This window comes from Streptomyces saintjeani, from assembly GCF_055409605.1.
Map to the genome: position 1 here is coordinate 1,099,110 of NZ_CP189624.1, position 22,451 is coordinate 1,121,560.

The 22,451-nt window shown below is 71.6% G+C and carries 12 protein-coding genes and 1 riboswitch; of the genes, 9 read left to right on the top strand and 3 right to left on the bottom strand.

What is annotated here, in order from left to right:
• Positions 1–12: 12 nt before the first annotated feature.
• From ACQCO7_RS05035 to ACQCO7_RS05045, 3 genes are all read right to left on the bottom strand, one after another.
• A complete protein-coding gene (locus ACQCO7_RS05035; RefSeq protein ID WP_464070665.1) occupies positions 13–1,332 on the bottom strand; it encodes an ABC transporter ATP-binding protein in 1,320 nt (439 codons plus the stop codon).
• A gap of 97 nt (positions 1,333–1,429) precedes the next feature.
• Positions 1,430–3,151 (bottom strand): ABC transporter permease, encoded by a 1,722-nt coding sequence (locus tag ACQCO7_RS05040; protein ID WP_464070666.1) that lies wholly within the window; start codon positions 3,149–3,151, stop codon positions 1,430–1,432.
• Positions 3,152–3,537: 386 nt separating this feature from the next.
• Positions 3,538–5,040, bottom strand: a complete 1,503-nt coding sequence (locus ACQCO7_RS05045) for an MFS transporter (protein ID WP_464070667.1) — start codon at positions 5,038–5,040, stop codon at positions 3,538–3,540.
• A gap of 178 nt (positions 5,041–5,218) precedes the next feature.
• Positions 5,219–5,438: riboswitch (cobalamin riboswitch) on the top strand.
• Positions 5,439–5,581: 143 nt separating this feature from the next.
• On the opposite strand from ACQCO7_RS05045, the gene metE reads away from it, so the two are divergent.
• The 9 genes from metE (at position 5,582) to ACQCO7_RS05090 (ending at position 22,450) form a co-directional block, all read left to right on the top strand.
• On the top strand, positions 5,582–7,873 hold the full coding sequence (gene metE / locus ACQCO7_RS05050; RefSeq protein ID WP_464070668.1) for a 5-methyltetrahydropteroyltriglutamate--homocysteine S-methyltransferase: 2,292 nt from the start codon (positions 5,582–5,584) through the stop codon (positions 7,871–7,873).
• A 167-nt stretch (positions 7,874–8,040) separates the two neighbouring features.
• Positions 8,041–9,687, top strand: coding sequence for an allantoin permease (locus ACQCO7_RS05055; protein ID WP_464070669.1), 1,647 nt, complete (start codon positions 8,041–8,043; stop codon positions 9,685–9,687).
• Between the two features lie 139 nt (positions 9,688–9,826).
• Positions 9,827–11,029, top strand: a complete 1,203-nt coding sequence (locus ACQCO7_RS05060; protein WP_464070670.1) for a cytochrome P450 family protein — start codon at positions 9,827–9,829, stop codon at positions 11,027–11,029.
• Between the two features lie 60 nt (positions 11,030–11,089).
• Positions 11,090–12,541 carry an amidohydrolase family protein gene (locus tag ACQCO7_RS05065; protein ID WP_464070671.1) on the top strand — a complete coding sequence of 484 codons (1,452 nt, stop codon included), beginning with the start codon at positions 11,090–11,092 and terminating at the stop codon, positions 12,539–12,541.
• Positions 12,542–12,823: 282 nt separating this feature from the next.
• Positions 12,824–14,422 carry a lyase family protein gene (locus ACQCO7_RS05070; protein ID WP_464070672.1) on the top strand — a complete coding sequence of 533 codons (1,599 nt, stop codon included), beginning with the start codon at positions 12,824–12,826 and terminating at the stop codon, positions 14,420–14,422.
• Entirely contained in the window at positions 14,419–15,339 is a 921-nt protein-coding gene (locus ACQCO7_RS05075) for a GHMP family kinase ATP-binding protein (protein ID WP_464070673.1), read from the top strand. The genes ACQCO7_RS05070 and ACQCO7_RS05075 overlap by 4 nt, the downstream gene beginning before the upstream one ends.
• Before the next feature lie 97 nt (positions 15,340–15,436).
• Entirely contained in the window at positions 15,437–17,719 is a 2,283-nt protein-coding gene (locus ACQCO7_RS05080) for a pyridoxal-phosphate dependent enzyme (protein WP_464070674.1), read from the top strand.
• On the top strand, positions 17,716–18,789 hold the full coding sequence (locus tag ACQCO7_RS05085) for a GntG family PLP-dependent aldolase (protein ID WP_464070675.1): 1,074 nt from the start codon (positions 17,716–17,718) through the stop codon (positions 18,787–18,789). The genes ACQCO7_RS05080 and ACQCO7_RS05085 overlap by 4 nt, the downstream gene beginning before the upstream one ends.
• Positions 18,782–22,450 carry a fatty acyl-AMP ligase gene (locus tag ACQCO7_RS05090; protein WP_464070676.1) on the top strand — a complete coding sequence of 1,223 codons (3,669 nt, stop codon included), beginning with the start codon at positions 18,782–18,784 and terminating at the stop codon, positions 22,448–22,450. The genes ACQCO7_RS05085 and ACQCO7_RS05090 overlap by 8 nt, the downstream gene beginning before the upstream one ends.
• Position 22,451: the final 1 nt, after the last annotated feature.

Genomic DNA, 22,451 nt, shown 5'->3' on the forward strand with positions numbered 1-22,451 from the left:
TCCGCACCGTACCTACCGCGCCCCGGCCTCCTCCGCCCGGTACTCCTGCGGCTCCGCGTCGTACGCGTACAGCTCCGCGTACCTCCCCCAGTCCGTCGCCGTCTCCAGTTGCCGGGTCACCTGCTCGCTCGTGAAGTGGTGGGCCAGCAGGTCCCGGAAGAAGCCCGCGCGCAGCGTGCCTCTGGGGTTCTGGTTGAGGCTGGTGGTGATCAGGTGGACCAGCGGTGCCTGGACGGCCGCCTCCGCGAAGATCCGCTTCGAGTCCTGGACGTCCGCGTCCGCGAAGGCCGTGCCCGTCTCCGTGAGGAGCAGGTCGTCGCCGGTGACCGTGCCGAAGCCGAGCAGGTCGAGGGCGTCGACCTGGGGCAGCAGGTCGTCGATCTCCAGGCCGAGGTCGTCCGCGAGGTCCGCGAGGTCGCAGGCGCCGCCCCGGCTGAGGACGAGTTCCGCGAGGCCGGAGAGGCCGTCGACGCTGGCCGGGGGCAGGGGCGTGTTCGCGGGGGTGCGCTTGTCGAGTTCGGGGGTCTCGTGGCGGCCGGGGACGCGGCCCTCCTTCTGGCGGCCGGTCATCGTGCGGTACACCCGGTCGATGAGGTCCTCGAACGCGGCCGAGTCCCGGTCGCGGGGCCGGTCCATGCCGACCTCGAAGACCTCGCGGATCGTGCCGTACGGCCGTGCGCCGAGGACGACGATCCGGTCCGCCATCAGCACGGCCTCCTCGATGTTGTGGGTGACGAGGACGATCGCCCGGGTCGGGAAGCGTCCCGACTCCCACAGCTCCATCAGCTCGCCGCGCAGGTTCTCGGCGGTGAGGACGTCCAGCGCGGAGAACGGCTCGTCCATCATCAGTACGTCGGGCTCGACGACCAACGCCCGTGCGAATCCCACGCGTTGGCGCATCCCGCCGGACAGCTCCTTGGGGTACGCGGACTCGAAGCCGTCGAGGCCGATCAGCTCGATGGCCTGCCTCGCGGCCTCGGCACGCTCGACCGGGCCGACTCCCTTGGCCTCCAGGCCGAGTTCGACGTTCTGCTGGACCGTGAGCCACGGCAGCAGCGCGAACGTCTGGAACACCATGGCCGTACCGGGGTTGGCCCCGGTCAGCGGCGTCCCCTTGTACGTGACGGTGCCGGAGGAGGCCGGGACGAGCCCGGCGAGGCAGCGCAGCAGCGTCGACTTGCCGGACCCCGACTTGCCGAGCAGCGCGACGACTTCACCGGCGCGGACCTGGAGGTCGATGCCGGACAGGACGGGGAGTTCGCCGTCGGCACCGGCGTAGGACTTGGTGAGACCGACGGTTTCGAGGAGGAGGTCGTTGGTGAGGGTCGTCATGGTCGTACTCCAAAGCACGTGAGATTCAAGCAAGTTCAGCGGGAGCGCCGGTTCAGGCACCCCGCGTCACGGGGAACGCCGTTTCAGGCGCCCCGCGTCACAGCGAGTAGCGCGTCTCCGCCAGCCGGTACAGCCGCCGCCACAGCACCCGGTTCAGCAGCACGACGTACAGGCTCATCACCGCGACCCCGGCCAGCAGATGCGGGTTGTCGCCCTTCGCCGTGGCCTGCGCGATGTACGCGCCGAGCCCGGTCGCCGTCAGTGTCGTACCGCCGAAGGTCACGACCTCGGAGACGATGGACGCGTTCCAGGCACCCCCGGAGGCGGTGATGCCGCCGGTGACGTACGAGGGGAAGATCCCCGGCAGGATCAGCCGCTTCCAGCGCTGCCGGCCGACGACGCCCAGGTCGTCCATGGCCTCGCGGAGGTCCGTCGGGATGGCCATCGCCCCGGCGATGGTGTTGAAGAGGATGTACCACTGCGCGCCGAGCGCCATGAGCAGCGTGCCGCCGATGTCGATGGACAGCCCGGTCTTGAGGAAGAACCAGACGGCGAGCGGGAAGAGGAAGTTGGCCGGGAAGGAGGCCAGCACCTGCACTATGGGCTGGGCGATCCGCGTCAGCCGGGGCGAGAACCCGATCTTCACGCCGATCGGCACCCAGACGACGGTGGCGAGCGCGACCAGCACTATCACGCGGACGAACGTCGCGAGCCCGAGGAGGAGCGGTTCGCCGAAGACGCCGAGCCCGGTGTGGTCGTACAGGTAGCGGCCGAGGTCGGCGAGCCCCCAGAGGATCAGCCCGCCCGCGACGACGGTGAAGACGACGTCGCCGGTGCGCTGCTTGGCCCGGTCGACGGTCAGCCGCTGGTCGTCGCGGCCGAACACCCGCCCCGCCCTGCTGAGCGCGTGCCCGACGGGGCGCAGCGCCCTGCCGAGGAGCCGGGGCCAGTGGGAGCGGCGCAGCAGGTCGAGGACGACGGACTTCTGCACCTCGCCCGCCTCGGACTGCTCGTTCTTGAAGCGTTCGGCCCAGGCCGTGAGGGGGCGCCAGAAGAGGAAGTTGACGCCGATGACCATGACGGCCATGGCGAGGATCGCCCAGCCGACCTTGCCGAGGTCGCCGGCGGCAATGGCGGCGCCCGCGTAGGAGCCGATGCCGGGCAGCGCGTACTGCTTGTTGTCGACGCTGATCGCCTCGGACGCGACGAGGAAGAACCAGCCGCCGCCGAAGCTCATCATGCCGTTCCAGACGAGGCCGATCATCCCGGAGGGGAGTTCGACCTTCCAGAACCGCATCCAGCGGGTGAAGCCGAACGACCGTGACAGCTCGTCGAGTTCACGCGGGAGGGAGGTCAGGGAGGAGTAGAAGCCGAAGGTCATGTTCCACGCCTGCGAGGTGAAGATCGCGAAGATCGACGCGAACTCCAGGCCGAGCAGCGAGCCGGGGAACAGTGCGATGAACCCGGTCACGGCGACGGTCAGGAACCCGAGCACGGGGACCGACTGGAGGATGTCGAGCGCGGGGATCAGGACGCGTTCCAGCCTGCGGCTCTTGGCCGCCGCGTAGGCGTAGACGAAGGTGAACACGACCGACGCGGCGAGCGCCGCGAACATCCGCAGCAGGGAGCGCGCGGCGTCGTACGGGAGGCGCGCGGGGTCGGTGTCGACGTGGAGGGTGGTGTGGGTGTTGAAGGCGACGGTGGTGCCCTGGCCGACGCGCAGGACGGTGTAGAGCAGCACGAGGACGGCGGCGGCGACGGCCGCGTCCACCCAGGAGAAGCGGGAGAGCAGGGGTCGTTTGACAGCACGGATCAGCATCACGGAGCCTCCGCCCACACTCTGCGCACGGCGAGGCGCCCCGGCCGGCGGCGGCGCGCCGACAGCGGGGCGGGGTCACCCGGGGGAGCGTGGGGAGTGAAGAAGAGAAGGGGGTTTCAGCGAGCGCCCTGGGGGCGGCTCGGACTGGGAGGTTCTGCGCCCATGGCCGCCTCCGTTCCGCGATGTGACTGCACCCATGGCGGGTCCGACAGGGTGAGTCTGCACCTTCTTGCGTCCAGACGCAAATAAAGGCGGAGGCTCTTGCCCGCCTCTCACCTGCGCAGACGAACGAGCCCGCGCGGACACGCGAACGGGCCCGGCGTCTCCCCAGACACCGGGCCCGTTCGCCCGCACCCTCCGCTCAGAGTGCGGTCACCACATGCCGCTCACATGTGGACCGTGGGAGCCGCGTTCTCGTCGGCCTTCGGAACGCCGCTGCGGTAGAGCAGCAGGGTGATGACGGCGCCGACCGCGAAGAACCCGGCCGACCACCAGTACGCGGTGGAGTACGACTCCAGCGCGGCGTGCGCCTGGACGAGCTTGTCGCCCGCGTTCCTGCCGTCCAGGTAGTTGGTCGCGGCGCTCGCCGCGAGGGTGTTCAGCAGGGCCGTGCCGATGGAGCCGCCGATCTGCTGCATCGTGTTGACGGCGGCCGAGGCGACCCCGGCGTCGTGCGCGGCGACCCCGCTGGTGGCCAGGGACATCGCGGGCGCCATGACCAGGCCGATGCCGAGGCCGGTGAGGATCAGCGGCGGCATGACGTGGGTGACGTACGTGCTGTCCAGGCCGAGGTCCGTCATCCAGACCAGGCCGAGCGCGCCGAGGCCCATGCCGAGCGGGACGATGGTCTTCGGGCCGATCCGGGGGACGAGGAAGCTGGTCGCCAGGGTGGCCGCGACCATCAGCGCGCCGACCATCGGCAGGAACGCGAGCCCGGTCTTCACGGCGGAGAAGCCGAGGCTGAGCTGGAGGTAGTAGGTCAGGAAGAGGAAGACACCGAACATCCCGGCGCTGGAGATCAGCATCACGGCGAAGGAGGCGCCGCGGTCGCGGTCGAGCAGGACGCGCAGCGGGAGCAGCGGGTGGGACGCCTTGGTCTGCCACCAGGTGAACGCGGCGAGCAGGATGCCGCCGGCGGTCAGGAAGCCCCAGGAGCGCGGGGAGGACCAGTCGTGGGACTCGGCCATCGAGAAGCCGTAGACGACGGCGAAAAGGCCGGTGGTGACGAGGAGGGTGCCGGGGATGTCGAGCTTCGCGCCGGGTTCGCGGGCCGTGCGCTTGAGCAGGATCCAGCCGCCGACCAGGGGGATCACGGCGAGGGCGAGGTTGACGTAGAGGGTCCAGCGCCAGTCGAGGTACTCGGTGAGGACACCGCCGAGCAGCAGGCCGACGGCCGCGCCGGAGCCGGCGATGGCGCCGTAGATGCCGAAGGCGCGGGCGCGCTCCTTGGCGTCGGTGAACGTCGTGGTCAGCAGCGAGAGCGCGGCGGGTGCGAGGAGCGCGCCGAACAGGCCCTGGAGGGTGCGGCCGACGACGAGGACCTCGAAGTTCGTGGCGGCGCCGGCCAGCGCGGAGGCCGCCGCGAAGCCGCCGACGCCGACCAGGAAGGCGACCTTGCGGCCGAAGAGGTCCGCGATCCGGCCGCCGAGGAGCAGGAGGCTGCCGAAGGCGAGGGAGTAGGCGGTGACGATCCAGGTCCGGTCACCGTCGGAGAACCCGAGGTCGGCCTGGGCGGACGGCATCGCGATGTTCACGATCGTCGCGTCCAGCGTGACCATCAGCTGGGCTATGCCGATCATCGCGAGAACCCACCAGCGGTGACGGGACGCGGGTTCCTCGGCTGTCTTGGTGAGTGACGTCGTGTCCGGCGTCTCGGTGGTCTGTGACATAAGGGGCCTGCTCCGATGAGATGATCGGGCGTCTCGCGAACGAAACGGTTTCGTACTCCAGTGACGCTACACACCTCACTAGCGAAACTCAACCGTTTCGATAGTGAGACCGGCGTCACAGGCCGATCCACGGCTTCCGTGTCCCGAAACGCTTGCCCGTACGGCGACTTCGCCCCGTAAGCTGATCGACGCAGCCGGTTCGCCCCGTCAGCCAGACGGGCCGCGTCGCAAGAGGGAACCCGGTGGGAATCCGGGACTGCCCCGCAGCGGTGAGCGGGAACGACCGCCGTCATACGCACTGGGTCCGCACGGACCTGGGAAGCGACGGCCAGTAGGTGCCTCGTCCTGGACGAGGCGTGCCCGTGAGTCCGAAGACCTGCCGACTGCCCGTGCGCGAGCTGTTCGCGCGCGGAGTTCCGGTGACCTCGCGGGTGGGTCGGCGCACAGAAGGCCGTACGGCGCTGCCGTCCGGCCGGTGGGTCCTTCACGCCCCCGTCCCGTCGCCGGGACCTCAGGGAATCGTCTCGTGAAGGAGATCTCCGTGACCACGAAGTCCGCAGCCGCGGCAACCCTGTACGGCTACCCCCGGCAGGGTGAGAACCGGGAACTGAAGAAGGCCGTCGAGGGCTACTGGAAGGGTCGCGTCACCGCGGGCGAACTCCGCTCGACCGCCGCCGACCTGCGCGCCTCGACCTGGCGGCGGCTCGCCGACGCCGGGATCGACGAGGTGCCGACCGGTGACTTCTCGCTGTACGACCATGTCCTCGACACCAGCGTGATGGTCGGGGCGGTTCCCGTACGCCACGCGGGAATCGAGGACCCCCTGGACCGCTACTTCGCCATGGCGCGCGGCACGCAGGACGCGCCGCCGCTGGAGATGACCAAGTGGTTCGACACGAACTACCACTACCTGGTACCCGAGTTGGGCCCGGACACGGTCTTCCGCGCCGAACCCTCCCAGCAGATCGCCCAGTTGACGGAGGCCCTCGCCCTCGGCCTCACCGCACGCCCGGTCCTGGTCGGCCCGGTCACCTACCTGCTGCTGGCCAAGCCCGCCCCCGGTGTCGACGCCGGTTTCGACCCGCTCACCCTCCTCGACCGGCTCCTCCCGGTGTACGCCGAGATCCTCGCCGGGCTGCGCGCGGCCCGCGCCGGGTGGGTGCAGCTCGACGAGCCCGCCCTCGTCCAGGACCGCACCCCGGCCGAGCTGAACGCCGCCGCCCGCGCGTACCGGGACCTCGGCGCACTCGGCGACCGGCCCAAGCTGCTGGTCGCGACCTACTTCGACCGGCCCGGCGAGGCCCTGCCGGTGCTGGCGAAGGCGCCCGTCGAGGGGCTCGCCCTCGACTTCACGCGGCCCGGCACGCTGGCGGACCTCGCGTCCGTCGGCGGGCTGCCCGGCAAGCGGCTGGTCGCGGGGGTGGTGGACGGCCGCAACGTCTGGGTGAACGACCTCGCCGGGTCCCTCACCGTCCTCGGCACCCTCCTCGGACTCGCCGACCGCGTCGACGTCGCCGCCTCCTGCTCCCTCCTGCACGTCCCCCTCGACACCGGCCTCGAACGCGACACCGACCCGCAGATCCTGCGCTGGCTCGCCTTCGCCCGGCAGAAGACCGCCGAGGTCGTCACCCTGGCCCACGGTCTGACCAGCGGCACCGGCGCGATCGCCGCCGAACTCGCGGCGAACCACGCGGACCTGGCGTCCCGCGCGGGATCGCCGATCACCCATGACCCCGCGGTGCGGGCCCGCGCCGCCGCGGTCACCCCGGCCGACACGCGCCGCGAACAGCCGTACGCCGAACGGGCCTTGGCGCAGCGCGCGCATCTCGGGCTGCCCACGCTGCCGACGACCACGATCGGTTCGTTCCCGCAGACCGGCGAACTGCGCGCCGCCCGCGCGGACCTGCGGGCCGGGCGAATCGGCCTCGACGGCTACGAGGACCGCATCCGCGCCGAGATCCAGGAGGTGATCGCCTTCCAGGAGAAGGCCGGGATCGACGTGCTGGTCCATGGCGAACCCGAACGCAACGACATGGTCCAGTACTTCGCCGAACAGCTCACGGGCTACCTCGCCACGCAGCACGGCTGGGTCCAGTCGTACGGCACCCGGTACGTCCGTCCCCCGATCCTCGCCGGGGACATCTCCCGCCCCGACCCGATGACGGTCCGCTGGACGTCGTACGCCCAGTCCCTCACGTCCCGCCCGGTCAAGGGGATGCTGACGGGGCCGGTGACGATGCTGGCGTGGTCGTTCGTACGGGACGACCAGCCGCTCGCCGAGACGGCCCGCCAAGTCGCTCTTGCCCTGCGGGACGAGGTCGGCGACCTTGAGGCGGCGGGGAGTTCGGTGATCCAGGTGGACGAACCCGCGCTGCGGGAGACCCTGCCGCTACGGCGCGCGGACCACGCGGCGTACCTGGAATGGGCGACGGAGGCGTTCCGCCTGGCGACGTCCGGCGTACGCGCGCGCACCCAGATCCATACGCACATGTGCTACGCCGAGTTCGGGGACGTCGTGCAGGCGATCGACGACCTGGACGCGGACGTGATCAGCCTCGAAGCGGCCCGCTCCCACATGCAGGTGGCCCGCGAACTGGCGGCGCACAGATACCCGAGGGAGGCGGGCCCGGGGGTGTACGACATCCACTCGCCGCGCGTACCGAGCGCGGAGGAGGCATCGGCGTTGCTGCGGGCGGGCCTTGAGGCGATCCCGGCGGACCGCCTGTGGGTGAACCCGGACTGCGGCCTGAAGACGAGGGGCTGGCCGGAGACGAGGCAGTCGCTGGAGAACCTGGTGACGGCGGCGCGGAGGGTACGGGCCGAACTGCACTGAGCCAGGAGGTGAAGTCCCCGGGGATGCCCGGGGACTTCACCCGTGCAGCGAAACATCTCCTTCATACGGGAAGTATTTAGGGGTAACACCCCCTGCCTACCGTCTCCGTGCTCCCGCAAGCCGTGCCGCGGGGCATCCCGTCCCCGCCCCCGCCGCAAGGAGACGTAGTGAGCGTCGAGCCGCAGACAGACGTACGCACCGGCCCGTCCCCGACCACCGACCAGGCCACGAAGGAGACCCTGGAGGACTACACCCTCCGCTTCGCGCCCCGCAGTTACCGCCGCTGGACCCCGATGGTCGTGGCGACGACCGCGCTGGGCGGCATCGCCTACATGGCGGACTTCTCGATCGGCGCCGGCATCGGCCTCGCGCACGGCACCGGCAACGCGCTCGTGGCGATCGCCGTGGCCGCCGTGGTCATCTTCGTGACGGGGTTCCCGCTGGCGTACTACGGCGCGCGGTACAACATCGACCTGGACCTGATCACACGGGGCTCGGGGTTCGGGTACTACGGCTCGGTGCTGACCAGCGTCATCTTCGCGAGCTTCACGTTCATCTTCTTCGCGCTCGAAGGGTCGATCATGGCCCAGGGGCTCAAGCTGGGCCTCGGACTCCCCCTGTGGCTCGGCTACCTGGTCTCCACGCTGATGGTCATCCCGCTCGTGATCTACGGCATGAAGGCGCTGAGCAAGCTCCAGGTGTGGACGACGCCGGTCTGGCTGCTGCTGATGGTGGGACCGCTGGTGTACCTGGTCGCGACCGACCCCGGCACGGTCGACAAGTTCCTGAACTACGCGGGTACGGACGGCGAGGGCGGCATCAACACGGCGTCCGTGCTGCTGGGTGCCGGCGTGTGTCTCTCCCTCATCGCGCAGATCGGTGAGCAGATCGACTACCTGCGGTTCATGCCGCCCAAGACCGAGGAGAACAAGCGGAGCTGGTGGACGGCCGTGATCATGGCCGGTCCCGGGTGGGTGGTCCTCGGTGCGCTGAAGCAGGCGATCGGCGTGTTCCTCGCGGTGTACATCATCGCGAAGGTCGGGGCGGACGCGGCTCCCGAGCCGATCCAGCAGTTCCGGGGCGCGTTCGACGCGATGATGCCGTCCTGGCTGGTCGTTCCGCTCGCCGTCGTCCTCGTCGTGATCAGCCAGATCAAGATCAACGTGACGAACGCGTACTCCGGTTCGCTGGCCTGGACGAACTCGTTCACGCGGGTGACGAAGCGCTACCCGGGCCGCATGGTGTTCGTGCTGGTGAACCTCTCCTTCGCACTGATCCTGATGGAGGCCGACATGTTCAGCTTCCTCAACAGCATCCTCGGCTTCTACTCCAACTGCGCGATCGCGTGGGTCGTGACGGTCGCGACGGACATCGGCGTCAACAAGTACCTGCTGAAGATCTCCCCGCTCCAGCCGGAGTTCCGCCGGGGCATGCTGTACGCGGTGAACCCGGTGGGCGTGGTCTCCTTCGTGGCGGCCTCGGGCCTCTCGATCGCCATGTACTTCCACGCCCTGGGCGACACGCTCCAGCCGTACTCCCCGGTGGCGGCGGCGGTCCTGGCCTTCGTCCTGACCCCCGTGATGGCGGTCGCCACCAAGGGCAAGTACTACCTCCGCCGCACGGACGACGGCATAGCGGAACCCCTCCTGGACCCGGAGGGCAACCCCAGCGCCACGACGTACGACTGCCACGTCTGCCACCAGCCGTACGAACGCCCCGACCTCACGGCCTGCGCGACCCACGACGCGACGGTGTGCTCCCTGTGCCTGAGCACGGACACGGTGGGCGACCACGTCCTCCCGGCGACGGTGTAACCCCCCTTCACCCCACGAGAACGGGGATGACGACCTCACGACCGAGGGAGTCGTCCCCGTTCTCCGTGTCGCCGCCGTGACGGAGCGGCCGGTTCCGGTCGGTCTTTCTCACGAGGTAAAGAGTAAGTAATGTGACCGCATGGTCACATTAGGTGAGAGTTTCGGGGCGGGGTTCTGGGCCGATCCGCACGGTACGTACGCGGTGCTGCGGCGGGACGAGCCCGTGCGGACCGTCGTCACCCCGGACGGGCTGCGGGTGTGGGTGGTCAGTCGGTACGGCGATGTCCGGGAGGTTCTGGCGAACTCCCGGTTCGGCAAGGACGCGGAGGCCGTCGGGGAACTGTTCCGGCGGAACACCGTGCCGGGGCGGGCGCCCCGGGCCGTGGCGCGGAAGACCGCCGGGCACATGCTGAACAGCGATCCGCCCGCCCACACCCGGCTGCGGAGCCTCGTGTCGAAGGCGTTCACCCCCGGCCGCGTCACCGCCCTCCTCCCCCGCACCGAGGCCCTCTCCGCGTCCCTCCTGGACGGACTCGCGGACCGCCCCGAGATCGACCTGATCGGCGACTACGCGTTCCCCCTCTCCATCACGGTGATGTGCGAACTCCTGGGCCTCCCGGAGGGCGAGCGGGACGCGTTCGGCGGCTGGACCCAGGACTACAACGCGACCGGCGCGCCGGAGACGGTGAGCGCGGCGGCCGGACACATCACGGCGTACCTCACCGACCTGATCGCCGCGAAGCGGCGGACACTCGGCGACGACCTCCTCTCCGCGCTGATCGACGACGACCGCCTCTCCGGCGAGGAACTCGTCGCGATGGTGTTCCTCCTGCTCAGCGCGGGCCACGAGACGACGGTCAACCTCGTGGCGAACGGTATGCGCGCCCTGCTCACGCACCCGGCCGAGCTGAAGCGCCTGCGCGAGGACCCCGAGCTGATCCCGACGGCCGTGGAGGAGTTCCTCAGGTACGACGGCCCGGTGAACCTCTCGACGTACCGGTACACGAAGGAACCGGTCACCGTCGGGACCGTCGAGATCCCCGCCGGTGAACTGGTCCTCGCGGCCGTCACCTCCGCCAACCGCGACGCCGCGCACTTCACCGACCCCGACCGCCTGGACGTCACCCGCACCCCCAACCGGCACGTCTCCTTCGGCGTCGGCATCCACTACTGCCTCGGCGCACCGCTGGCCCGCCAGGAGGCCCGGGTGGCCTTCCGCGACCTGCTGAACCGCTACGCCGTGATCGAACCGGCCGTGGCACCGGGCGAGTTGACGTACCGCCAGAGCCTGCTGATGCGCGGCCCGGAATCACTGCCGCTGCGCGTACGAGGCACCGCGTGACGGACCCGGCCCAGAGCCGCACGCATTGAATCGCCCCGAGCCGACAACCAGGAGTCACCCATGCCCCGTTGGACAGGGACCACCCGCCGCCAGGCCCTGACAGGAGCCGCCGCCCTCGGCGTGACGACCCTCGCCGCCGCGCCTCAAGCCCAGGCCGCCACCCCCGACTTACGCCCCGGCCGCCCCCTCCTCATCCGCCGCGCCACCGTCGTCACGATGGACCGGGGCACCCTCTACGACACGGACGTCCTCGTCGAGGGCAACCGCATCGCCGCGATCGGCAAGCACCTCCCCGCCCCCGCCACGGTGATCGAGGCGAACGGCGGCCTCCTGATCCCCGGTTTCGTCGACACGCACCGCCACATGTGGCAGACCACGCTGCGGGGCGTAGGCGCGGACTGGACGCTGGGCAACTACTTCGAGTGGATGATCACGAAGTGGGGCACCCTCTTCCGCCCGGAGGACATCTACGCGGCCAACCACCTCGGCATGGTCGAGGCCGTGAACGACGGCGTCACCACGGTCACCGACTGGTCGCACAACTCCCGCACCCCGGAGCACGCGGAGGCGGCCGTGGACGCGCTGTTCTCGGTCCCGGGCCGGGCCAGGTACGCGTACGGCAACTCCTTCGCGCCCGACCTGGGCTGGGTGACGGACGGCCGGGTGGACCGGCTGATCCGTGACCGCTTCACCGGACGGCCGGACCAACTGGTCACCCTCCAGCTCGCGTTGGACGTGTCCGACACCGAGGAGGCCAGGCGGGCGCTGCGCTTCGCGCGGGACCGGAGTCTCCCGGTGACCACGCACGCGGGCGTGTGGGGCCACTCCGGCGACGAACAGGTCCGGTTCCTGGACGAGTTCGGCGCGCTGTCACCGTCGTCCACCTTGGTCCACGCGGGTTCGCTGAGCGACGACGCGTACCGGAGGATCGCCGCGAGCGGCGCGTACCTGTCCATCGCGTCGGAGAGCGAGTCGAGCGCCGGGCAGGGGTATCCGCCCACCGGGAAGGCGAGGGAGTTCGGCATCCCGGTGTCGCTGTCGATGGACACGGTCGTGTGGTGGAGCGGCGACATGTTCTCGGCGATGCGCTCGACGCTCAGCGCGGACCGGGCGCTGGCGCACCTGCGGGCGCACGAGGCGGGTGAGACCGTCGCGGACAACGCGCTGCGCGCCTCCGACGTGCTGGAGTACGCGACGCTGGGCGGCGCGAAGGCGCTCGGCCTCGGCTCCCTGATCGGCTCGGTCACCGTGGGCAAGCGCGCCGACCTGGTGCTCCTGCGCACCGACACGGTCGCGATGACGCCGGTGCACAACCCGGCGGGGCACCTGGTGTTCCAGGCGGGCCGGGGCGACGTGGACACGGTCCTGGTGGACGGCCGGGTTCTCAAGCACCGGGGCGAGCTGGTCGGCGTCGACCTGAAGCGGGCGCGGCGGCTGGCGGCGGAGTCGTTCGGGTACCTGCGGTCGCGGATACCGGACGCGGAATGGGAAGCCGCGATGAAGATCACGTGAACGAAATCGTGAGCCATGCTGAGCGCCCGATGACCTCCTGCGCATAACTCGCTGTCGAGTCCGTCAGGTTGTTGCGAAAAGTTCGCGTCAAGAACGACCGCGCTTCGGGGCCGTACCCGTCTTCGGGACCAGCCCCGAACTGCGGGAATGCTGGATTCCGCTAACCAATCCCCCGCGCCGGGTGAACTCCGTCACACTTGACCCACGGTCGCTCGGCGATCAGCCTCGGTGTCGCACGTCGTACCGATATGCGTTTACGGGGGTTCCATGTACGACCGCCGCATGCCCGACAACCGTCTCAGCGGCCGGATATCAGCAGCACCCAGCGATTTGCTCCACCGGGAAATCCTGGAACCTCAGTTCCGGTACGAGGCAGAGCATCTTCTGCCCTGGTACGTGGCCATCGAGAAAGTCCTGGCCCTCGAATACAGCCGGATGAATCTGATCGAGAAGGACGACGCCCGGCGTATCGGTTCCCTCCTGGACGGAATCACCGCGGAAGGACTCCAGGCGGACCCCGAGGCGAATTACTCGGACATCGCCTTCGCCGTGGAACGCCACGTCGAGCAGCGCCTCGACCCGGCCGTACCCCGCTGGCACGTGGACCGCAGCCGCAACGACCTCCAGGCGTGCGCCCAGCTCCTGTTCGGCCGCGGCCAGGTGCTGCGGGCCGCCGGGGCGCTCACCGCGTTCGGCCGGGCGGCGCACCGGCTCGCGGCGGCGCACACCGACACCCCGATGCCCGGGTACACGCACCTCCAGTCCGCCCAGATCATCACGCCGGGGTTCTATCTGGCGGCCCTGACGGACCGGGTGATCCACGCGCTGGAACGATTCCTCACGACGTACCGGGGCATCGACCTGTGTCCGCTGGGCGCCGGGGCGATGGCGGGCCAGGAGATCCCCTGGGACCGCGCGGAGATGGCGCGGCTGCTCGGCTTCCGCGCGGCGAACCCGCACGCCCTGACGTCGGTCGCGTCGCGGGACTGGGTCGTCGAGGTCACCGCCGAACTGTCGCTGCTCGCCACCTGGCTGGGCCGGTTCTGCACCGACCTGATGGCCTGGGGCAGCTCCGAGTACGGCCTGATCGAGCTGCCCGACGAGCTGTCCGGGATCTCCTCGGCGATGCCGCAGAAGAAGAACTACCCGGTGCTCGAACGCATCCGGGGCAGGACGGCCCACCTGGTCTCGCTGCACCTGGACGCCGTGCTGGGGCAGCGCAACACCTCGTACTCGAACAGCGTCGAGGTGTCGAAGGAGGCCGGGGCGCACGTCCTGGGCTCGTTCGACACCCTGTGCTCCACGCTGGACCTGTTCACCACGGTCCTGGAGCACCTGCGGTTCCGGGAGGAGCGGGCGCTGGCCCTGTGCGAGCGGGAGTACCTGGGCGGCTTCTCGCTGGCCAACCTGCTCACCCTCGAAGAGGGCGTGCCGTGGCGCCGGGCGCAGGTCGTCGCGGGCCAGTTCATCACGGCCTGCGTGGACAAGGGCCTGCCTCCCGCGCAGGCCGACCCCGAGCTGCTGCGGGCCGTCGCCGTGCAGAACGGCTTCGAGCTGAGCCGGCCCGAGCACCTGGTCGCCGAGTCCTTCGACGTCCGGCGGGGGCTGCTGCGCAAGAGCTCGCCGGGGTCCGCGCACCCCGACGCCGTGCGCGCGCTGCTGGCCGAGCAGGCCGCCCGGCTCGACGAGCTGGACAAGGAGTGGGCCGCGTGCGCCGGGACGGTGGACGCCGCCCTCGCCCGCACCGACGGCCTGCTGGGCATCGGCGCCGCGAAGAGCGAGGACTCAGCGAAGAGCGAGGACGCCGTGGAGACCGGGGACGCCGCGAACGACACGGGCGCCCCGAAGACCACGGACGCCGCGAAGGACGCCACCCGGTGACCGCCGACGAGACGACCCTGGAGTACGCGACCGCCACCGGCACCGGCCACGCCCACGGCACGTTCGGCGAGCTGCTCCAAGGGGTCCTCGACGAGAACGGCCTCGACTTCCTCGTCACCTTCCCCGTCTCCCTCACCTCCCGCGCCGACTTCCAGCTGGTCGGCGGCGCCCGGGAGATCACGGTCCGGCCCGCGCACAAGCACAAGGCCCGCCGGCTCGCCCAGCGCATCCTGCGCGACCACGGCATCGACGGCGGCGGACTGCTGACGCTGATCAGCTCGATCCCCGAGGGAAAGGGCCTGGCCAGCTCGTCCGCCGACCTGGTGGCCACCGCGCACGCCCTCGGGGACGCGCTCGGCGTCCGGTTCACGGAGAGCGAGATCGAGACGCTCCTGCGGGACGTCGAACCCTCGGACGGCGTCATGTACCAGGGCGTCGTGGCCTTCTACCACCGCCAGGTCCGCCTGAAGGAGCGGCTGGGCTTCCTGCCGCCGCTGACGATCGTCGCGCACGACATCGGCGGAACGGTCGACACGGTCCTCTTCAACCGCTCCCCCAAGCCTTTCGACGCGGCCGACCGCAGGGAATACGGCGCGCTCCTCGACGAATTGCGCGAGGCCCTGCGCCACGGCGACCTGGAGACGGTCGGCCGGGTTTCCACCCGCAGCGCCCGGAAGAACACGAAGCTCGTCGCCCGGGACTGTTTCGACGACCTCCTGCGCATTTGCCACGAGGTCGAAGGGCTCGGTCTCGTGCTGGCGCACAGCGGGACGAATCTCGGCATTCTGCTGCGCGACGACGTCCCCGATCACACGGACCGACTGGCTCACGCCCAGAAGTCCTGCGAGGCGCTTCCCGGCTCCGTCTCGCTCTACCGGTCGATGGGACCGGACAGTTACCGCACCGGCGGCGAATAAACCGGCCGACCAAACCGGCCGACCAAACCGGCCGACCAAACCGGCTGAACAAACCGGCCCAACATACCGAACGCGATATTGCTCGGGGGATTTTCCTGTGAAGTTCGACAGCATGGTCGACGCCGTCGGCCGTACCCCTCTGGTGCGCCTGCGCAGCGCCGCGCCCGGAGTCGAGGTCTACGCGAAGCTGGAGCTCCAGAACCTGTTCGCGATGAAGGACCGGGTCGCCCGGAGCATGCTCCTGGAGGCCCGGCGCACCGGGGTGCTGCGCGAGGGCGCGCCGATCGTGGAGAGCTCCTCCGGCACGATGGCGCTCGGTGTGGCGCTGGTGGGGACGGCTCTGGGGCACCCGGTGCACATCGTCACCGATCCCCGGATCGACGCCATCACCCTGGCGAAGCTGCGGGCGCTGGGCTGTGAGGTGCACGTCGTGGCGGCCATGACGAGCCACGGCTGGCAGAGCGCCCGGCTGGAGGAGCTGGAGCGGCTGATGGCCGGTCTGCCCGGCGCGTTCTGGCCCCAGCAGTACAGCAACCCCGACAACCCGGGCGCCTACCGGCTGCTGGCCGAGGAGATCGAGGAGGACCTCGGCGGGGTGGACGTGCTGGTCGGCTCGGTCGGCAGCGGCGGTTCCCTGTGCGGGACGGCCCGTGCGCTGCGGCGCGCGTGTCCGGAGCTGCGGGTGGTGGGCGTCGACTCGGTCGGCAGCGTGCTGTTCGGGCAGCCGGACGTGCCGGGGCGCCTCCAGAGCGGGCTCGGCAACAGCCTCCTGCCGAAGAACCTGGACCGCAGGGTCGTCGACGAGGTGCACTGGCTCAACGACCGCGAGGCGTTCGAGTCGACGCGCGCCCTCGCCCGCGAGCAGCAGGTCTTCGCCGGCAACACCTCCGGCTCGGTGTACCGGGTCCTCCTGCACGTGGCGTCGCGGGCCGCGCCGGGCACCCGGATCGTCGGCATCCTGCCCGACCGGGGCGACCGGTACGTGGACACCGTCTACGACGACGCGTTCTGGGCCCGCAAGGAGCTGGCCTCGCTGGAGGCGCGCGAGGCCCCGGACGCCGTACCGCTCGGCCGTGTCGTACGCGGCTGGTCGGTGGCGGCGCTGCGTGAGCACCCCGAACCGCCGGGCGGGCACCTGCTGTTCGTGGAGTCCAACACCACCGGCACCGGCATGCTGGCGCTGTCCGTGGCCCGGCGGCTGGGCTTCGAACCGGTGCTGCTGACCAGTTCCCCGGCCCGGTACGCGGGGCTCGACGAGGCCGGGTGCCGGGTGATCGTCTGCGACACCAACTCGCAGGCGGAGCTGCGCCGGACGGTCCAGGACGCGTTCCGGCGCGACGAGCTGGCCGGGGTGACGACCACCAGCGACTTCTACGTCCCCGCCGTCGCCGAGCTGACGACCTGGCTGGGGATGCCCGGGAACCGGGCCGACGCGGTCGCCGTGTGCCGGAACAAGGCGCTGCTGCGGGAGCGGCTGCGCGAACACGGCGTACCGCAGCCGGGGTTCGTCGCCGTCACCAGTGTCGCCGAGGTGCCCGCCGCGCTGGCGTCGGTGGGGCTGCCGTGCGTCGTCAAACCCGCCGACGACTCCGGGTCCAACAACGTGCTGCTGTGCCACAGCGAGGAGGAGGCCCTCGCGCAGGCCCGCACGATCCTCGGCATCCGCTTCAACATGCGCGACCTGCCGACGGCCGGGACCGTGCTGATCGAGGAGTACGTCGACGCGCCCGAGTTCAGCGTCGAGATGTTCACCTGGGACGGGGAGACCCGCTGCGTCGGGATCACCGAGAAGAGCGTCACCGGGCTGCCGCACTTCGTGGAGTACCGGCACGTGTTCCCCGCCCCGCTCTCCCCCGCCCGCGCCGCCGCCGTCGAGGGCGCCGTACACCGGGCCGTGACGGCGGCCGGGATCACGCTGGGCGCCACCCACACCGAGGTGCGGCTCGCCGAGGACGGGCCGGTGGTCATCGAGATCAACCCCCGGCTCGCGGGCGGGATGATCCCCGAGCTGATCCAGCTCGCCACCGGCGTACAGCTCCTCGACCAGCAGGTACGGGTCGCGGCGGGCCTGCCGCCCGAGCCGCCGCGCGAGCCGGTCCGGCACGCGGGCATCCACTTCCTGCTGGCCGACCGGACCGGGAAGCTCGCCGAACTGTCCGGCACGGACCAGGCGCGCGCCACCGACGGCGTCGACCGGGTGACCGTCACCGCCCGGCCGGGCGCCGAGGTCCGCCCGCCCCGCAACGCCTACGACCGCCTGGGCCACGTCATCGCCCACGGCGACACCCATGAGCAGGTCACCAAGATCCTGGCCGAGGCAGTCGGCCGCACGGCCGTCGTCCTGGAGGGCGACGAAGCGACAGAGGGGCACGCACAGTGATCGAGCTGCGCAGCGACACATTCACCCTGCCGACCCCGGAGATGCTCCGGGCGATGGGCGAGGCACCCCTCGGGGACGACGTCTACGGCGAGGACCCCACCACCAACCGCCTGGAGGAACTCGCCGCCGCCACCCTCGGCAAGGAGGCCGCCTGCTTCCTGCCGAGCGGCACCATGGCCAACCTCGCCTCGATCATGGCGCACGCCCCGCGCGGCACGAAGGTGCTGGTCGGCGACGAGAGCGACATCTACATCTACGAGGCCGGCGGCGCCTCCGTCGCCGGTGGCATCGTCTACGAGCCGGTCCCCACCCAGCCGGACGGCCGGCTGCTGCTCACCGACCTCGCGAAGGGGTTCCCCGACGACCCCGACGACCCGCAGTTCGCGCTGCCCGCGCTGATCTGCCTGGAGAACACCCACAACCGCTCCGGCGGCAGCGTCCTGCCCCTCGGCTACCTCGCCGACGTACGCCGGTTCGCCGACGAGCGCGGCGTGCCGGTCCACCTCGACGGCGCCCGGCTCTTCAACGCGGCCGTCGGCGCGGGCGTCCCCGTCGCGGACATCGCCCGGTACGCCGACTCCGTCCAGTTCTGCCTCTCCAAGGGGCTGTCCGCGCCCATCGGTTCGATGGCCGTCGGGACGGCGGACTTCGTCGGGCGGGTACGCCGGATCAGGAAGCTGCTCGGCGGCGGGATGCGGCAGACCGGGGTGATCGCGGCGGCGGGCATCCTGGCCATCGAGAACGCCGGGCGGCTGGCCGAGGACCACCGCAACGCGGAGCGGCTCGCCGCCGGGCTCACGGGGATCGAGGGCATCACCGTCGTTGTACCGCCCGCCGAGCACCGCACGAACATCGTCATGTTCCGGGTCACCGATCCCCGGTTCACCTGGCAGACGTTCGCCGAGGCCGCCGCCCGGCACGGGCTGGCCGTCGCGGAGCTGGGGCACGGGCGGCTGCGGGCGGTCACGCATCGCGGGGTGAGCGAGAAGGACATCGACGAGGCGATCGAGGTCGTCGCGCGCGTCCTGGCGGGCGTCCCGGTGGAAGCGGGTGCCGCTCACCGTGCCTGAGTTCCCCACCCTCCCCGCCGCCCTCTCCCACTGGGCCGCCGTCCGACCCGACGACACCGCGTACGTCTTCGCCTCCCCGCAGGGCGACGCCGACCGCACCGTCAGCTACCGGGAGTTGGAGCGGTCCGCGCTCCGCGTCGCCGCGTTCCTGCGCACGACCGCGCGCCCCGGTGACCGCGTCCTGCTCCTGCTGCCGCCCGGCCTCGACTACCTGACCGCGTTCCTGGGCTGCCTGTACGCCGGGACGGTGGCCGTGCCGCTGTACCCGCCGCGCCCCGGGGCGAAACTGGACCGGATCGAGGCGGTCGTCCGGGACTGCCGCCCCACCCACGCGCTCACCGTCGATCTGCTGCTCGACCACCTGCGGTCCGCCGCCGACGGGCTGCGCCTGCACAGCGTCGAGGAGATCAGGGCCGCCGGGCACTCCGCGTCGCTCCCTCTGCCGCGCGCCCGCGACCTGGCGTTCCTCCAGTACACCTCCGGCTCGACCGGCACCCCCAAGGGCGTCATGGTCGGGCACGGCAACCTCGCCGAGAACGACCGGGCCATCGCGGCCGGGTTCGGGGTCCGCGCGGACGACGTCATCCTCAGCTGGCTGCCGCTCTACCACGACATGGGGCTCATCGGTACGGCGCTGCTGCCGCTGTACCTGGGCGTACGGGCGGTGCTGCTCGACACGTTCGCGTTCATCCACGACCCGCTGAGCTGGCCGGAGGCTGTCTCGCGGTACGGGGCGACCTGCTCCGGCGGCCCCAACTTCGCGTACCAGCTCCTCGCCGACCGCCACGATCCCGAGCGGCTCGCGGGCCTCGACCTCTCCTCCTGGCGCATCGCCTTCAACGGGGCCGAGCCGGTCATCCCGGCGACGCTGGAGCGTTTCGCGGACCTGTACGGCCGGCACGGCTTCGACCGGGGTGCCCTGTACCCGTGCTACGGGCTCGCCGAGGCCACGCTGTTCGTGTCCGGTGCGGAGCCCATGGCCGGGTACGAGGCGCTGTCGCTGAGCCGGCGCGCGGTGGAGAGCGGCCGGCTGGCGGAAGCGCCCCCGGACGACGCCGACCGTCTGGACGTCGTCTCCTGCGGGCGGGCCGCCGTCGACACGGAGATCGTCATCCGCTCGGCGGACGGGCGGGCCCTGTCAGACGGGGAGATCGGCGAGATCTGCGTACGCGGGCCCGGCGTCGCGGGCGGCTACTGGGAGCGCCCCGAGGCGTCCGAGGAGACCTTCCGCGCACGCGTCGAGGGCCGGGACGGGACCTTCCTGCGCACCGGTGACCTGGGCGCGCTGCGCGACGGCCGGCTCTATCCGGTCGGCCGCAGCAAGGACCTGATCATCGTCGCCGGGCGCAACTTCTACCCGTACGACGTCGAGAACCTCGCGTCCGCCGCCTCCGACGACCTGCGGCGGGGCTGCGCGGCGGCGTTCCAGCCGGAGCCGGCGGAGCCGCGCGTGGTACTCGTCGCGGAGGCCGCGCGGGGCGCGGTGGCGCGGCTGCGGTCGGACGCGGGGGCGGTGGCGGAGCTGGGTGCGGCGGTACGGCGCCGGGTGGGGGCCGAGTGCGGGCTCGACCTGGCCGACGTGGTGCTCGTCTACCCCGGGTCGATTCCCAAGACGTCCAGCGGGAAGATACGGCGGGCCGAGACGCGGAAGCGGTTCCTGGAGGGCGGGTTGAGGCTGCTCGGCACATCGAGCACCGGGAACCCCACGGCGCGGGGCGGGACCGAGCCCTCCGCCCTCCCGGCACAAGGCGGGACCGAGCCCTCCGCCCTCCCGGCACAAGGCGGGACCGAGCCCTCCGCCCTCCCGACACGGGGCCAGACCGAGTCGCCCGCTCTCCTGGCACCGAGCCCAGCCGGCTCCCCCGCCGCCTCCGCCCCGGGCGTCAACCCCGAGGCTCTCCGCGCCATGCTCGCCCGCCTCGTCGCGGCCCACGCGGGTGCCGAACCCGGCGCCGAGGACTTCGCGCTGCCGCTGGCGGCCCTGGGGCTGGACTCGCTGAAGCTGGTCGCCCTGCGCGGCGGCATCGAGCGGCAGTCCGGGCGGCGCCTGGACACGGGGCTGTTCTACGGCGACCGCTCGCTCGACGACATCGCCGAGGCACTCGGCCGTACGCCGGAACCGGCCGCCGGGGAGCCGGGCGCCGACCTCACCGGCCGTGCCGCCGGAGCCGATCGCACCAACCCCGCCGACTCCTCCGGCGGAGCCGACGGCACCGATCCCGCCGGCCTCTCCGGCCCCGCCGCCGCAGCCGGCCTCGGTGTCCACCCCGCGACCGAGGGACAGGTCCAGTTCCAGTTCCGCCACGAGCTGCTCCCCGAGGACACCGCGCACAACCTCCCCGTCGCCCTGCGCATAGGCCGCCGCCTGGACCCGGCCCGCATCCGCGCCGCGCTCACGGCCGTGATCGCGCGGCACGCGGCGCTGCGTACGACGCTGGGCGAGCCGGGCAGCGCAACCCAGATCGTGCACGAACCGGGCGCCCTGCCGCTGGACTTCACGCACTGGGAGGCCGACGGCGCTTCCCACGACGGCACCCCCTCCAGCGGCCTCCGCCCCGACGGCACGCCCCACGACGGCACCCCACCCAACAGCCCCCGCCCCGGCAACACCCCCCACGAAAGCCCCGTCCCCAGCGCCACCCTCCCCGACCAAGCCCGCCTCGAAGACATCGCCCACCGCCGCTTCGACCTCACCCGAGGCCCCCTGGTCCGCGCAGCCGCGATCACCTCCCCCGACGCCACCACCCTCCTGCTCACCGCCCACCACACAGTCGTCGACTACTGGTCCCTGCGCATCGTCCTCGCCGACCTCCTCGCCGACCTGCTGGGCATCGACCTGCCCACCCCCGCCGAACCCCCCACCGCCGCCGAGTGGCTCCGCCACCGCACCCCCGCCACCGAGGCCCAGCTCGCCGAAGTCGCCGAGAAGTGGCGCCCCTTGCGCGGCCACCTCCTCTTCCCGGCGGCCTCCGCCACCCCCCGCCGCCGCACCCCCGCCGCCCTCCTCGACTTCGCGGTGGACGCGGCCGGGGTCTACGAGGACGCCAGGGCCCACGGCCACACCCCCTTCGTTCTCCTGGCCACCGCCTGGCTCCGCGCTCTCCACGAAGTGACCGGCGAGGAGCGCATCGTCGTCGGCACCCCGTACCACCACCGGGACGACTGGCGTTTCGCGGGAACCGTCGGCTGTCTGGTCGACATGGTCCCGCTGCTCGGCGACTTCGGCGCGGACCCGCAGGACCTGCGGGCCCGCACGGCGCGGGAGGTCCGCGCGGCCCAGCGGAGCGCGGCCGTGCCGTTCGCCCGGCTGGTCCGCGAGCTGGAACCCCCGAGGCACGGCCAGAACCCCTTGTTCCAGGCGACGTTGACGTTCCAGCAGTCCGCCGACGGCCTGCTCGGCGACGGTTTCGCGATCCCTTGGTCCCAAGCCCACCAGACCCTGGACGGCGTCGAGGTGCGTGCCGTGGACGTCCCGCCGCGCGACACGGCGTTCGCGGTGAGCCTGTACGGCGCGAGGGACGGCGACCGTCTCGTGTTCCGCCTCGAACACCAGGAACACCTCGTCCCGGCCGCGACCGCCGCCCGCCTGCGCGACGCGTTCCGGGAGGCCCTGGCCGAGCTGACCGCACCCCTGGCCCGTACCGGAACCACCGGAGGCTGAC